This is a genomic window from Phaeobacter gallaeciensis DSM 26640, assembly GCF_000511385.1.
Taxonomy (GTDB): domain Bacteria; phylum Pseudomonadota; class Alphaproteobacteria; order Rhodobacterales; family Rhodobacteraceae; genus Phaeobacter; species Phaeobacter gallaeciensis.
Window position 1 is genome coordinate 2,811,803 of record NC_023137.1, and the last position, 13,632, is coordinate 2,825,434.

The following is a 13,632-nucleotide window of genomic DNA, read 5'->3' on the forward strand; positions in this document are numbered from 1 at the left end:
GATTGCCCCCATGTGCAAGCCTTGGCGCGGCTCAGAGCCTAAGGATAGCTGGGGGTGAGGCCCAAAAGCTCATCCAGCTGCCGCCCGATCCAACCGTGCGGAATGAAATGCCCGCCGGGATGCAGATCCAGCGTGACATCGTGCCCCGCGCAGCTCCAGCTGGTGCGAGAAAAGGTCAGAAAGCTGCGCGCCTGCCAGTCCTTCTGCGGCGCACCTGCGCCCTCGCAACCAAATGCTCGCCGCCACAGAGCCACCGGATAGGTCACATCCTCCCCCGGCCCCATCGGAAAATCCATAACCTGATCGGCAAGACCATGCACATGACGCACCTCCTCTGGGGTCTGCGGACAGGTCTCAGTCTGGTTAATGCTCCCCGCAACCGCCAAAAGCGCCGCCACATCCGCGCCGCTCTGGCAGACATAGCGCCAGGCCATTGCCGATCCGTAGGAGTAGCCGGACACATAGACCTTCTTCTGATCGACAGGATAGCGTTTGTTCACATCGACCAGCACCGCATCGGCAAAAGGCACATCTTCGGTACTTGCAGTCCAGAAGTTCCAGCTCTTGCCGCGACCGTTGGGTGTCACCAGCAGGACCCCCCGCCGCTTTGCCGACGCCCCCACCCTGTCAGATCGTTGGGCATGTTTGCCCGTCCGGGACCATCCGTGAAAATGCAGCAATACAGGCAAAGGCGAGACACCGTCCCAGCCCTCCGGCTCCAGAACGTGATAAGACCTTTCGCCCAACGCACAGGCAACATCCGCGCCACAGGGGGCGCCGTTGCCCTTCCATGGCCCCATCGCGAGGGCAGAGGTGGCAGTCAGGACAGCAGCAAGGGGTAGAAGAAATCGCATCATGGCCGCGAGACTAGCCGACACTGCCCACCTGTCACGTCACATGTTTGTGGGCGGAGGCAAACGAAACCCCAGGGGTGCACCGCAGCCTAAGTGAACGCATCGCTCCCGCCCTGCGACGGGTTAGGCGTGATGCAGAACTACGCCCTGTGCTAAGGCTTTGGTGCACCGAAGTAGTATACAGCCCAACTCACCGCCAAGCTTGCGACGACGCTAACTACAATCGTTGGCAGATTGGTCAACAGCTGCCTAGACCAAGCTCTATACCAAACCTTTTTGTTTTGCTCGTTTAGATAATCCTGCCCAGCCATAGACAGCTCATACCCTATCAGACTGATCTTGCGAGTATCCTCATTGAAGAAATGTATGCCGCCCCCAGCCTTAGGATCCTTCTCCAACCAACCCTTCTCTACCAAATAGTTTAGATAGAAACGAAGAAGACTTTCGGAGTTTACTGGGTTCGTGGAGAAGCCCTGTTTCTCAATGTAAGCGAGGCTATTTTGACGAGAATGAGCTGAGGCGCTGCTCGCTACAAATCTGAGGACTTGCAGCACCTCTCCGTCTTTCACCTGATACTTCGGTTTATAGGAGCCATTCGCCCCCTGAACTATCACCTACTCAAACCACCGTGCAGCGTCGGCACGTCCAGGCATTGGAACCCATAGTGGCGCAACCAGCGCAGGTCGCTGTCGAAGAAGGCGCGCAGATCGGGGATGCCGTATTTCAGCATCGCAATCCGGTCGATGCCCATCCCGAAGGCAAAGCCCTGATAGACCTCCGGATCGATCCCGCCGGCCGCGATTACCTTGGGATGCACCATGCCGGAGCCAAGGATTTCCAGCCAGTCGTCGCCCTCACCGATTTTCAGTGTGCCATCTTTCCAGGAGCAGCGAATATCAACCTCTGCCGACGGCTCGGTGAAGGGGAAATGCGAGGCGCGGAAGCGCAGATCGACGCTGTCCACCTCAAAGTAGGATTTCACGAACTCTTCCAGCACCCACTTCAGGTTGGCCATCGAGATGTCCTTGTCGAGGGCGAGGCCTTCGACCTGGTGAAACATCGGTGTGTGAGTCTGGTCGTAGTCCGCACGATACACACCACCCGGACAGATGATGCGCAGCGGCGCGCCCATCTTCTCCATCGAGCGGATCTGCACCGGCGATGTGTGCGTGCGCAGCACATGCGGCGGGCGGTCGTCGCCCTCCGCGCGGTGCATGTAAAACGTGTCCATCTCGGCGCGGGCCGGGTGATGGCCAGGGATATTCAGCGCGTCGAAATTGTACCAGTCGGTATCAATGCGCGGGCCTTCGGCCACGGAGAACCCCAGCTCAGCGAAAATCGCCGTCAGCTCTTCGCTGGCCTGGCTGATCGGATGCAGCGTGCCGTTGCGGGTCGGGCGGGTCGGCAGTGTGACATCCAGCCATTCGGTCCGCAGGCGTGCGTCCAGCGCGGCATCGGCAAGCCCTGCTTTCTTCGCAGACAGCGCTGCGTTAATCTCATCCTTCAGCGCGTTGAGAGCCGGTCCTGCGACCTGACGCTCTTCCGGCGTCATCTTGCCCAGCTCGCGCATCTTAAGGCTCACTTCGCCTTTTTTGCCAACCGCCGAGACCCGGATGGCCTCCAGCGCGTTCTCATCGGCAGCATCGGCGATCTGCCCGAGATATTTTGCTTTAAGATCGTCCATGACGGTCCCCTGAATAATGCTGCCGCTCTGCTATCACAGCAGAGGCTGAAAGCAAGCATTTGCACCAGCTCTCAGCCAATCAGGACGCAACCGCGGCAATCCGGCAGCCCCCACGCGCACCCGACGCCTGCCGCGACGCCGCAGACCGGGCGAATACAGGCAAATGAGGGCGCAACATACAAAACGGGCCGTTCTTTACAGAACGGCCCGCTTGAAATAATCCTGTGCCTGAATTTAGGCAGCCAGGGCGCTCTGTGCTTGCTTCACGATCGCACCGAAAGCTTCGGGTTCGTGGACGGCCAGATCGGCCAGCACTTTACGGTCCACTTCGATCCCGGCCAGGGTCAGGCCATTGATGAAGCGGGAGTATGTCAGAGCCTCGTCGTGGCTACGCACAGCTGCGTTGATCCGCTGGATCCACAGCGCGCGGAAATTCCGCTTGCGGTTCTTACGGTCGCGAGTTGCGTATTGGTTTGCCTTGTCAACGGCCTGACGCGCTACCTTGAAGGTATTCTTGCGGCGGCCATAATAGCCTTTTGCGGCCTTGATGACTTTCTTGTGACGGGCGTGAGTTGTGGTACCACCTTTAACGCGGGACATATCTCAGATCTCCTCTTAGCGGTCGTAGGGCATGAAGCCCTTGACGATCTTTGCGTCGGGTGCCGACAGGGTAGTGGTGCCGCGGGCGTCGCGGATGAACTTACGGGTCCGCTTGATCATGCCGTGGCGCTTGCCGGCCTGACCTGCGAGAACCTTGCCGGTCGCGGTCACTTTAAAGCGCTTCTTGGCGCTCGATTTTGTCTTCATTTTGGGCATTTCCGTCTCCTTCAATGCGGGTTCGGTCTATGCGCGACTCGGCATGCCACTCTGGCCGGCCACGCGAACAGGGGTGCCGTTTACGCAAGCCGGGTCATAAGGGCAAGCAGATTCTTCACATGAGGCACCAAGATTTCGCATTCAGGCCCGACGGGACCGGCTGCCCCAATCACCCTACTGCCAAGGTCAGGTAAATCGGCCAATCACCCGGAAAATTGCCTTGGGGATATCATCGACCTGATAGCCTCCGGATTTGGTGCTGAACGCATATAGGAGCAGACCAACCGCCAGGACAAGAAAAACCGCCGACACCCTGGGGGTGCGGCGGTCGCTTGCGGCAGACAAAAGAGCGGGGATTGCCAAAAAGGCGAGCAAGAGCCCAAGCACCAGTGCCAGATCCGTATCCATGCTGCGCGTCCTTATTGAGATAAGACGCGATCAGGTTACTCCGGGTCGGTGCTGTAGATCAAACGTTCATCGCAAGGCGCCACGCGCAGGATGTTGGTGGTGCCAGGAACGTTGAACGGCACACCGGCGGTGACAACGATCTGATCCGTCTCGCCTGCGAACCCACCAGACCGCGCGGCGCGAGCGGCGCCAACAACAGCGCCCTTAAACCGGTCCTGATCTGTGGTTACAACGCAGTTGCACCCCCAGCTCAGCGCGAGGCGGCGTGCGGTGCCCGCCAATGGTGTAAGCGCAATGATCGGCACACCGGGACGCTCACGCGCGGTCAACAGCGCAGTCGTACCACTCTGGGTGTAACAACAAATCGCCTTGATCTCAGTCTTCTCCGCAATCTCGCGCGCGGCAGCCACAATGGCATCCGCAACGGTATCGCCCTTGGCAGAGCGCGATGCCGCGATGATCTGCACATAGGTCGGATCGACCTCCACCTCGGTCGCGACGTTGTCCATCGTTTGCACAGCCTCGATCGGGTACTGGCCCGCCGCCGATTCCGCCGAGAGCATGATGGCATCTGCCCCTTCATAAATCGCGGTGGCCACATCCGACACTTCGGCACGGGTTGGCATCGGGCTTTCGATCATGCTTTCCAGCATCTGGGTGGCCACGATCACCGGCTTTGCCGCCGCGCGACAGCGGCGCACCAGACGTTTCTGGATCGGCGGCACGGCAGAGACAGGTAACTCAACGCCCAGATCGCCGCGCGCAACCATTATCCCGTCGGAAGCATCCAGAATTTCGTCGAAGTTATCGACGGCAGCTGGTTTTTCGATTTTTGATAGAACCGCCGCGCGGCCATCGGCCAGGCCACGGGCTTCATAGACATCCTTCGCGCGCTGCACAAAAGAAAGCGCCAGCCAGTCGACGCCCAGCCCGCAGACGAACTCCAGATCGCCACGATCCTTCTCCGAGAGCGCGGCCAGCGGCAGCACCACATCGGGGACGTTCACGCCCTTACGATTGGAGATGGTTCCGCCGGTGGTCACCGTGCAATTGGCGAAATCATTGCCGCAGGTCTCCACCTTGAGGCGGATCTTGCCGTCATTGACCAGCAGATGAGCACCTGGCTGCAACGCCTCAAAGATCTCAGGATGCGGCAGGCAGACCCGGTTTACGTCACCTTCGGCGTCGTCCAGGTCCAGACGGAAAGACGCCCCCTCGACCAATTCCTCTGCGCCATTGGAGAAGACACCGACGCGCAGCTTCGGCCCCTGAAGGTCGGCGAGGATGGCGATGGAGCTGTCCAGATCAGCCTCGACCTTGCGGATAATCGCATGTTTCGCAGCGATTTCCTCGTGGCTGCCGTGGGACATATTCAGACGAAACACATCTGCGCCCGCTTCATGCAGAGCACGAATGGTCTCATAGGTTTCGGATGCCGGCCCAAGGGTGGCAACAATCTTTACATTGCGCGATCTTCTCATGGGGTCATCCTCTTCATCGGCTGGAACGGTGTTATCGCAAACATTGCTGCGGCGCTTATCGCCTAATTCCCATTTTGCCGCAACTCCCCTAACGCTTCATCACCAAATGACGACGGGCTGATGACAGTTGAAGCCTAATTTTGCACCTACCGGCTGCGCACCGATTGACCAGCCCCCCGCCCGCGCTGTCATCAGTTGCCCAGCTCAAACGTAGCTGTTAGTCAAACGGGTGTTTTCACAGATGGAGCCCGACATGGACAAGCAAACCCAGATCGAACTCGAAGCAGCTGCCTTTCGCCGACTGCGCCAGCATCTGATGGAAGATCGCACCGACGTTCAGAATATCGACATGATGAACCTCGCCGGTTTCTGCCGTAACTGCCTGTCGCGCTGGTATCAGGAAGCGGCCAATGAGCGCGGCATCGAGATGGGCAAATCAGAAGCGCGCGAGATCTTTTACGGCATGACCATGGATGAATGGAAAGCCAACTACCAGACCGACGCCTCTGCGGACAAACAAGCCGCCTTTCAGACGGCTTTTGAAGAGAACGTCGGCAAAGACCGCTCTTAACCGATCGGCAGCTCCGCAGATCACTCCCGAGCGTCCAGGCAAAGGCCCAAATCGGGGCCTTGTCTTTTCAGGGAATCGTCTTTCTCACGCCTCCTCGAATCTGGATCAGATTGGCTCAGATCACCCCGATCTCGGCAAGCGCCTGTGACAGTTCCGGCGGCAGTGGCTTTTCCGCCCCGCGCCCCTTGGGCAGGTCCGGTAGCGTGTCCTCCGGCTTCAGGTAGCGCCACCCCTGAAACGGACGACGCAGCGCCACTTGGGTTCGGTGAATTTCCGGCTCCAGCACAATGGCACAGCGCCGGACACCGTCGCCACCGATCACCTCATCCAATCGCAAAATCCGTTGGCGGCATTGGATTTGCCCCTTGATCACCCAGTAGATTGACCCACCATTGAGGATCTCCGCCTCACGCTTGGGCCACATCCGCGTAACATGGCGCGGCAACCCCTCAGGCAGCTGCTTGCGGTACTCCGCCTGCCAGGCCGCCAGCCCGTCAACGGTTTCAGTTCCAACAGAAAGCTTCACAAGATTGATATACTTATCCACAAGATGCCCACAGAGTCGTCCAGAGTATGAACTCTATATTGTAGGCCAGACTGGCCGAACGACAAGGTATTGTGGTATGATAATGATAAATTTGTGCTACCGCATGATTTCAGCGTTGAGCATCTCCGCGCGGCTGGTGTAGGCAGGCCGCCACCTTAGCCACGACCGACCATAGGGATTCGCCATATGAGCCGCTTTGCCGCCCCGATTGCCGAACAGATCTGGGATATGAAATACCGTTTCAAACAGGCCGATGGCACCCCCATCGACCAGACCGTCGAGGACAGCTGGCGCCGCATCGCACGCGATCTGGCGCGGGCTGAGAGCGATCCCAAAACCTGGGAAGACAAATTCTACGGCGCGCTGGAGGATTTCCAGTATCTGCCCGCAGGTCGCATCACCGCAGGTGCCGGCACCGCGCGTCAAGTGACTCTGTTCAACTGCTTCGTCATGGGCACGGTGCCCGACAGCATGGCCGGTATTTTTGACATGCTGAAAGAGGCCGCTCTGACCATGCAACAGGGCGGCGGCATCGGTTACGACTTCTCGACCATCCGTCCGCGCGGCGCAGATGTAAAAGGCGTCGCCGCAGACGCCTCCGGCCCGCTGTCCTTCATGGACGTCTGGGACGCAATGTGCCGCACCATCATGTCGGCGGGCTCTCGTCGCGGCGCAATGATGGCGACCATGCGCTGCGATCACCCCGATATCGAGGCTTTCATCACCGCAAAATCCGACCCGGCCCGCTTGCGCATGTTCAACATGTCGGTTCTGGTCACCGATCCCTTTATGGAAGCGGTCAAAGCCGACGGCTCTTGGGAGCTGGTATTTGGCGGCAAAGTCTACCAGACCGTTCAGGCACGGGATCTGTGGAACAAGATCATGCAGGCGACCTATGATTACGCCGAACCCGGTGTGATCTTTATCGACCGCATCAACAAAGCCAACAATCTGTCCTACGTGGAACAGATCGCAGCCACCAACCCCTGCGGTGAACAGCCCCTGCCCCCCTATGGTGCCTGTCTGCTTGGCTCCATCAACCTGGCGCGCCTGGTCAAGAACCCGTTCGAAAAGGACTCCGAACTGGACCCTGAGGCCCTGAAAGAACTGGTCGCAACCGCCGTGCGGATGATGGACAATGTCGTCGACGTCTCCAAGTTCCCGCTGGACGCGCAGGCACAGGAAGCCCAGAACAAGCGCCGCATCGGCCTTGGCGTGACCGGTCTGGCCGACGCCCTGCTGATGCTTGGCCTGCGCTATGGCTCGGACGAAGCCGCGCGTCAGACCGAAGACTGGCTGCACGCGATCGCCCGCGCGGCCTATCTGGCGTCGGTGGATCTCGCCAAGGAAAAAGGCGCCTTCCCGTTGTTCGATGCTGACGCCTATCTGGCATCGGGCACAATGATGGATATGGATGAGGACGTGCGCGACGCCATCCGCGAGCATGGGATCCGCAACGCGCTGCTGACCTCCATCGCCCCCACCGGCACCATCTCGCTTTATGCGGGCAATGTCTCCTCCGGTATCGAACCCGTCTTTGCCTATGCCTACACGCGTAAGGTCCTGCAAAAAGACGGCAGCCGCACTGAAGAAGAAGTCGTGGACTACGCCGTACAGATGTGGCGCGACAAGTTTGGCGACAAAGAGCTGCCCGAGTATTTCGTCAACGCCCAGACGCTGTCTCCATCTGAGCACGTCAAAATGCAGGCTGCGGCGCAGAAATGGATCGACTCGTCCATCTCCAAGACCATCAACTGCCCCGAAGACATCTCCTTTGATAGCTTCAAGGATGTCTACATGCAGGCCTGGGATCTGGGCTGCAAAGGCTGCACCACCTATCGCCCCAACGATGTGACCGGCTCAGTCCTCTCCGTGAGCGAAAGCGCAGACACCGCACCGGGTGAAACCGCCGATGCCCCCCATGAGGCCGATATCAGCGAGTCTGGCGCAGCAGAAGTGGTCTATATGTCCGAGCCGCTGGACCGCCCGCAATCGCTGGAGGGTCACACCTACAAGCTGAAGTGGCCGGACAGCGAGCACGCGATCTACCTCACCATCAATGACATCATCATCAACGGCCACCGCCGCCCGTTTGAGGTCTTCATCAACTCCAAAAACATGGAGCACTACGCCTGGACGCTGGCCCTGACCCGGATGATCTCAGCCGTGTTCCGCCGTGGCGGTGATGTGTCCTTTGTCGTGGAAGAGCTGAAAGCGGTCTTTGATCCCCGCGGCGGTGCTTGGGTGCAGGGCAAATACATCCCCTCCATTCTCGCAGCGATCGGCGGCGTGATCGAAACCCATATGGTGGCCACCGGTTTCCTCGAAGGCGAAGGGATGGGCCTGAAATCGGATCCAAAAGCGGAGGTTGTCTCCCTCAATGCCCCCCGCGGCAAACCCTGCCCGAGCTGCGGCCAGTATGATCTGCAAATGGTCGAAGGCTGCATGACCTGCCGCAGCTGCGGCCACTCGAAATGCGGCTGAGCAAACGGGTGCTGCTTGTGGACTGATGTGAAGTGACCCATAGTTTGCCCATTTCGTTCTAACTTGGGTCCACTATCTACACATAGGTTGTACATTGAGCGGCTTCACAACGACGCTTTCGGGGTGAAGCCGTCTCTATTTTGAATATGGGGCTTGAGTGAATTTTGGACGCGAAAATCATGCTTCGGTCACATCAAAAGTCGTACAAGCCCTTTATGGATTGCGTGATTAGTAAACGAAATCAGCTATTTAAATCCGTTCACCCGGTGGCACTGCCTTAATGACGGCTTCGAAAAAGTGTTCCGCAGGAACATCGAGCGCCCGCGCAATGATCACCAATTCTGGCACATCAATACGCCGCTGACCCGACTCGATCCGCGCGACGAACGATTGATGACACCTCAACCGGTCTGCCAAGGCTGCCTGAGAGAGTTTTTGTGACTTACGGGCAGAAATGAGCGCTTCAATGAGCGCCAAATGTCCGTTGGTGTGAAGTGTTTTGGTCAATTGTGTGTCCGTAAGATGCTTCGGACACTTCCAGTAATCTCATTTTCAGATTATCCAAAAATCAGATTTCACATATAAGGTGGGTAGTGATGCCAAATATACATATAACCCCTGCGGATCTGTTTTGCGCTTTGGGTGTTTCGCAAAGATCTTTGGGTTCAGCCGCCATCGACGACTTACAGGGTGGGTGTTGAGATGACAGGCATGAAAGCAGACGATGCCTCAAACACTAAGGAAGCTATCCTATTGAAGTCTGCACCAGTGTTGGCGCTAAAATCCGCAGCACTGCAGCCCACCTCCAATTCTCGAACATTGAAACTACGGGAGCAACAGCAGGCATGGGCTGTCTTTACGGACGTATTGCCAGCAATCCTTGCTCAGTGCTCTGGCCTTTCAACACATCCAAAGAGCGGAGGAGATCCGTTTTCCGAGATGCTTTGGGATTTTCTAAATGGGCGTGAAGTTTGCATTTCCCTGAACAAATTTGGCGGTTTCGATCTAAGCATCAACACTGAAAGAGTGCAGTGGATGGAAACGCCATTGCCGCTGGAACTGCTTTTTCTGAAATTACTAGCCCTCGACTACACCCCTAAGGAATTCAGGGTTCTGGCGGGCTGACCGAGCCGAGAGAGCACGAAATGACAATCTGGTATACGGCTGATACGCATTTCGGCCACGAAAACATCATGCGGTTTTGCAAACGCCCCTTCAAGTCGGCGTCACAGATGGACGCGGCGCTGTTGGAAAACATGTGGAAGGTGGTTGGCACGGAAGACCAACTTTGGATTCTAGGAGACTTTGCTTTTAGTTCCCGAGCCAAGGACAGCGCTTATGTTGAGCAGATATTCAATCAGTTGCCGGGCGCTGAGCGTCATCTGGTCGTTGGCAATCATGATCTCAAGCCAACACTGGAACTTCCTTGGGATTCCATCTCTCACTTAGTTGAGTTGCTGGATGGTCCCGGAAACCAACCCAACACATTGTGCCACTACCCAATGATTACCTGGAACCACGTACGAAAAGGTGGACTACAGTTCTTTGGTCATGTTCACGACAGTTGGCGCGGGTCTCGCAATTCTGTGAATATCGGCGTTGATGTGTGGGACTTTATGCCGGTCACCTTTGCCGACATTGCGCGCCGGGCGAAGAACTTGCCGCCGAACAAGCATTGGGGCGATGTTGAGTATCGGGCGAAACTCAACACTTAAGCAGCAATAAGGGAAAGGTATGTAGGTCTTTTCATCGACTCAATTGAGGTACGATACAAGTGAAGTTCTAGAAGCGGTTCAATGTGAGCCGGTCATGATTACCAGGCACAGACGAACTTGCTTTGCCATGATGTCACGCGAACACTTTGGTGCCTCGCTATGCGCGCTAAACTACGATAGCTTAGATAAGGAAACTTGGGGTTTGGGTCACATTCACTGTAAAGGGGGGGATAGCAGACCTTAGCTGCGCGCACTTAGTTAAACCACGTAGAACGGCAAAGCAGACAGTAATCGGACGCTCCGTGGTCAACTCCGGTTCGACCCACCCTTGAGTTGCCAAAACACCGAGTATTACGTGACATGACAGCTTAGAGTTGATATGAAACTCGAGGAGTTCGTTGCTCGTCTTTGCGAAGCCGAACTTGCCATGCATAATGGTAAACTCAGAAACGTGATGTGGTCAGGTTCGATAACTGCGCCGGTCAGGGGCGTCGACGTAAGGGTCACTGTATCAAGCGGCAATTTTAAGGGGGATTTTGTGCCTCGTGGTGACACGGTCTTTCAGACTGAGCTACTCCCCATCTCTTGACAGGATCTGGCATAAATTAAGCTACTCGTCCCAGCTGCTGATTGGGTTGATTGATATCACTTCTCTGCCAACAGGCCAGCGCCGGTGGCTTACCGCCGAGGGCTGAGCGAGGGCGCTAGTGGTTGTAAAAGTTCATCCATTTCCGGATGGCTGCTTTCGTCTCGGATCCGGTCTCCCAGATATGCTGGTAGACGCATTCGTATTTCAGGGTTCGCCACAGCCGTTTGATGAAGATGTTGTCGAGGAATCGGCTTTTCCCATCCATCGAGACGCGCACGCCGGATCGGCGGAGCCAATCGGTCCAGGCGAAGGACGTGAACTGGCTGCCCTAGTCCGTGTTCATAGTCTCTGACGGCCCGAACTTGTGGAGGGCCTGGTTCAGCGCATCGGCACAGAAGTCGGCCTCCAGTGTGTTCGAGATCCGCCAGGACAGAACCTTGCGGGTATGCCAGTCCAGGATCGCCGCGAGGTAGAGCGATCCACGCCGCATGGGCAGGTAAGTGATATCCGAGCACCAGACCTGGTTCGGACATTCCACCCACAGACCTCTCAGCAGATATGGATAGGTCTTGTGCCGGTTCGCCGACCTGCTCGTATCGGGCTTCTAGTAGATCAGCATCAACCACATGAGGCGCATTGGTCGGCGTATCCGCCTCTCGTTCACGAGATGCTCGTCATTGCGTAGGTGCCAGGTCATCCGGCGGACACCGAAGAACGGCATCTACAGGAACTGCTCATCGATCTGCCGCATCAAGTCGAGGTTCTGTTCGGTCTCTCCTTTCGGCTCGTAGTAAAAGGACGGTCGCGCAATCTACAGCAGCCTGCACTGCTGACCGATGGACAGCTGGGGATGGTCAGGCTCGATCATACCGCGCCTCACTTCCCGCTCCAGGGCTTCAGCTTTCGTTCCCAGAAAGAGTTGGCCACCACCAGCTCCCCGATCTTGGCCTGAAGCTCCTTCACTTGCTCCTCGTCAATCTCAGGCTTTTTGCGGCCCCCGCGCTTTAACACGCCTGACGCCCCTTTGAGCAGGGCACGCTTCCATTGATGGATCATCGCCGGATGCACTCCGAACCGGCTCGCAAGCTCGACCGCCGTCTCCTCGCCTTTCAGGGCTTCCAGCGCGACCTTCGCCTTTAACTCAGGCGCGTGATGCTTGCGTTTCGACATCTCTGATCTCCTTCTCGTCGAAGATCAGCAGACTGCAAATCGTAGCTTATGTCAGTGTCCGAATTTCGGGGAGCAGCTCAAACCGGTCAGCTCCCCGTTTCTCAGACAATCCGCCAGCCAAAGCAAAGGAAATGATTGCACCCCCTGCCAGCGCCAGAAGAAGTACGCCAAGGACCGAAGGCTCCAACCCGAACTCGTCTTTGAACGCAGGAACGCGCGACGCCCAAACCCCCAACAATAGACCGTTGAAGATGAAGGCTGCAAAGACAGCTGGCCAACTTTGTTCTCGCCACAAAGCATCACGTATGGACATGGATCAACTTGACACCTTCGTTTGCGAAGGGCATGGCGTCCGCCAAGGTCGCATCAGTGACCAAACCGTCCATTTCGGTGAGCTCCAAAACTTCATATCTCCCGCGCCTTTGCATTTTCTCTGCTATGGCGACCACAACCACTTTGGCGGAAGCGAGAGCCATCTCACTTTTTTACCTGCCTCCTGCACGTCCTCTACACTCAATCCACAGTCCGGCCAAAGCCCGCATGCACCAAGAAAGCAAAGATCAGCAATACATCGCGATACAGCGTACTCGGCATCTCTACCAGTTGCCATTGCTCCTTCAGGGCAAGGCGCCCCGCCGATCAGATGGACGCGCGCACCGCGATGCAAAGCGGCAAGTGCGACGGAGGGAGCAGGGGTTATTATGAGATTTTGGAATTGAAGCGGTATGCAGGCTGCCAAAGTAATCATAGTCGTACCCGCATCGATAAAAACTGTCCCGCCTGTTGGGATTATTTGGATCACCTTTTCAGCAAGCGGGGTAATCTTTGGATCAGGCATGCTGGCACGGTCGAAATAGGATGGCATTGGGCTGGTAACTGGGACTGCCCCGCCGCGCACGCGACGCACGACGCATTATTGTTCAAGTACAATTAAGTTACGGCGCACTGTGTCAATGGATATGTCCCGTTCAGACGCCAAAACGGTTGCAACTAACGGCGCGCCTGAATCAAGGCGTTCGCGTAGCATTTACTGACAGATATGCGGGTTGTTCAGGTCGATTATTTGCATAATAGTGTAGTATTTTACACTATTATGCAAAATCATGCACTCGCTAAGCTTCGCAATCGTCACCAAATTCGAAATTTTGGAGTTAGTCGTTGAAGCCACCGCATTCTGAGCGAACAGCAGCTTCGGGAAACACGGTCGTTCGCTATTCAGCGCATAAACTGCCAGAATACCTGACAATCCGAGCTTATGCAGAGGCGGCTACTGCTGACACCGCGTTTTTCGCACCGGCTTCAAACCCCTTTCT

At 56.8% G+C, this 13,632-nt stretch carries 13 protein-coding genes and 1 pseudogene; 4 read left to right on the plus strand and 10 right to left on the minus strand.

Annotation, left to right across the window (positions count from 1 at the left end):
• Window positions 1-38: 38 nt before the first annotated feature.
• The 6 genes from GAL_RS13645 to pyk form a co-directional block, all read right to left on the minus strand.
• Window positions 39-857, minus strand: coding sequence for an alpha/beta hydrolase family esterase (locus GAL_RS13645; protein WP_040104095.1), 819 nt, complete (start codon window positions 855-857; stop codon window positions 39-41).
• A 607-nt stretch (window positions 858-1,464) separates the two neighbouring features.
• Window positions 1,465-2,538, minus strand: coding sequence for a phenylalanine--tRNA ligase subunit alpha (gene pheS / locus GAL_RS13655; RefSeq protein ID WP_024098156.1), 1,074 nt, complete (start codon window positions 2,536-2,538; stop codon window positions 1,465-1,467).
• 234 nt (window positions 2,539-2,772) lie between these two features.
• Window positions 2,773-3,138, minus strand: a complete 366-nt coding sequence (rplT, locus tag GAL_RS13660; protein ID WP_014873789.1) for a 50S ribosomal protein L20 — start codon at window positions 3,136-3,138, stop codon at window positions 2,773-2,775.
• A gap of 15 nt (window positions 3,139-3,153) precedes the next feature.
• Window positions 3,154-3,354, minus strand: a complete 201-nt coding sequence (rpmI, locus tag GAL_RS13665; RefSeq protein WP_014873788.1) for a 50S ribosomal protein L35 — start codon at window positions 3,352-3,354, stop codon at window positions 3,154-3,156.
• A gap of 186 nt (window positions 3,355-3,540) precedes the next feature.
• Window positions 3,541-3,762 carry a hypothetical protein gene (locus GAL_RS13670; protein WP_014879316.1) on the minus strand — a complete coding sequence of 74 codons (222 nt, stop codon included), beginning with the start codon at window positions 3,760-3,762 and terminating at the stop codon, window positions 3,541-3,543.
• Between the two features lie 35 nt (window positions 3,763-3,797).
• Window positions 3,798-5,243 (minus strand): pyruvate kinase, encoded by a 1,446-nt coding sequence (gene pyk / locus GAL_RS13675; protein WP_024098157.1) that lies wholly within the window; start codon window positions 5,241-5,243, stop codon window positions 3,798-3,800.
• Window positions 5,244-5,496: 253 nt separating this feature from the next.
• Between pyk and GAL_RS13680 the strand changes: the two genes are divergently transcribed.
• On the plus strand, window positions 5,497-5,814 hold the full coding sequence (locus GAL_RS13680; protein WP_024098158.1) for a DUF1244 domain-containing protein: 318 nt from the start codon (window positions 5,497-5,499) through the stop codon (window positions 5,812-5,814).
• A gap of 115 nt (window positions 5,815-5,929) precedes the next feature.
• Here the strand turns inward: GAL_RS13680 and GAL_RS13685 are convergent, their stop codons facing one another.
• Window positions 5,930-6,361 carry a DUF1489 family protein gene (locus tag GAL_RS13685; RefSeq protein ID WP_024098159.1) on the minus strand — a complete coding sequence of 144 codons (432 nt, stop codon included), beginning with the start codon at window positions 6,359-6,361 and terminating at the stop codon, window positions 5,930-5,932.
• Between the two features lie 186 nt (window positions 6,362-6,547).
• On the opposite strand from GAL_RS13685, the gene GAL_RS13690 reads away from it, so the two are divergent.
• Complete coding sequence (locus tag GAL_RS13690) at window positions 6,548-8,845, plus strand: adenosylcobalamin-dependent ribonucleoside-diphosphate reductase (protein ID WP_024098160.1); 2,298 nt, start codon at window positions 6,548-6,550, stop codon at window positions 8,843-8,845.
• A gap of 249 nt (window positions 8,846-9,094) precedes the next feature.
• Here GAL_RS13690 and GAL_RS13695 read toward each other — a convergent pair whose 3' ends face one another.
• Complete coding sequence (locus GAL_RS13695) at window positions 9,095-9,352, minus strand: helix-turn-helix domain-containing protein (protein WP_040104096.1); 258 nt, start codon at window positions 9,350-9,352, stop codon at window positions 9,095-9,097.
• A gap of 195 nt (window positions 9,353-9,547) precedes the next feature.
• On the opposite strand from GAL_RS13695, the gene GAL_RS13700 reads away from it, so the two are divergent.
• Both GAL_RS13700 and GAL_RS13705 read left to right on the plus strand, forming a co-directional pair.
• Complete coding sequence (locus GAL_RS13700; protein ID WP_145958061.1) at window positions 9,548-9,970, plus strand: hypothetical protein; 423 nt, start codon at window positions 9,548-9,550, stop codon at window positions 9,968-9,970.
• A gap of 20 nt (window positions 9,971-9,990) precedes the next feature.
• Complete coding sequence (locus GAL_RS13705; protein ID WP_024098162.1) at window positions 9,991-10,560, plus strand: metallophosphoesterase; 570 nt, start codon at window positions 9,991-9,993, stop codon at window positions 10,558-10,560.
• A gap of 707 nt (window positions 10,561-11,267) precedes the next feature.
• On the opposite strand, the pseudogene GAL_RS22825 reads toward GAL_RS13705, so the two are convergent.
• Both GAL_RS22825 and GAL_RS23000 read right to left on the minus strand, forming a co-directional pair.
• Window positions 11,268-12,319: pseudogene (locus tag GAL_RS22825) on the minus strand (IS3 family transposase); the annotation flags it as partial.
• Window positions 12,320-12,755: 436 nt separating this feature from the next.
• Window positions 12,756-13,184 (minus strand): DeoR/GlpR family DNA-binding transcription regulator, encoded by a 429-nt coding sequence (locus GAL_RS23000; RefSeq protein WP_081731427.1) that lies wholly within the window; start codon window positions 13,182-13,184, stop codon window positions 12,756-12,758.
• Window positions 13,185-13,632 lie beyond the last annotated feature (448 nt).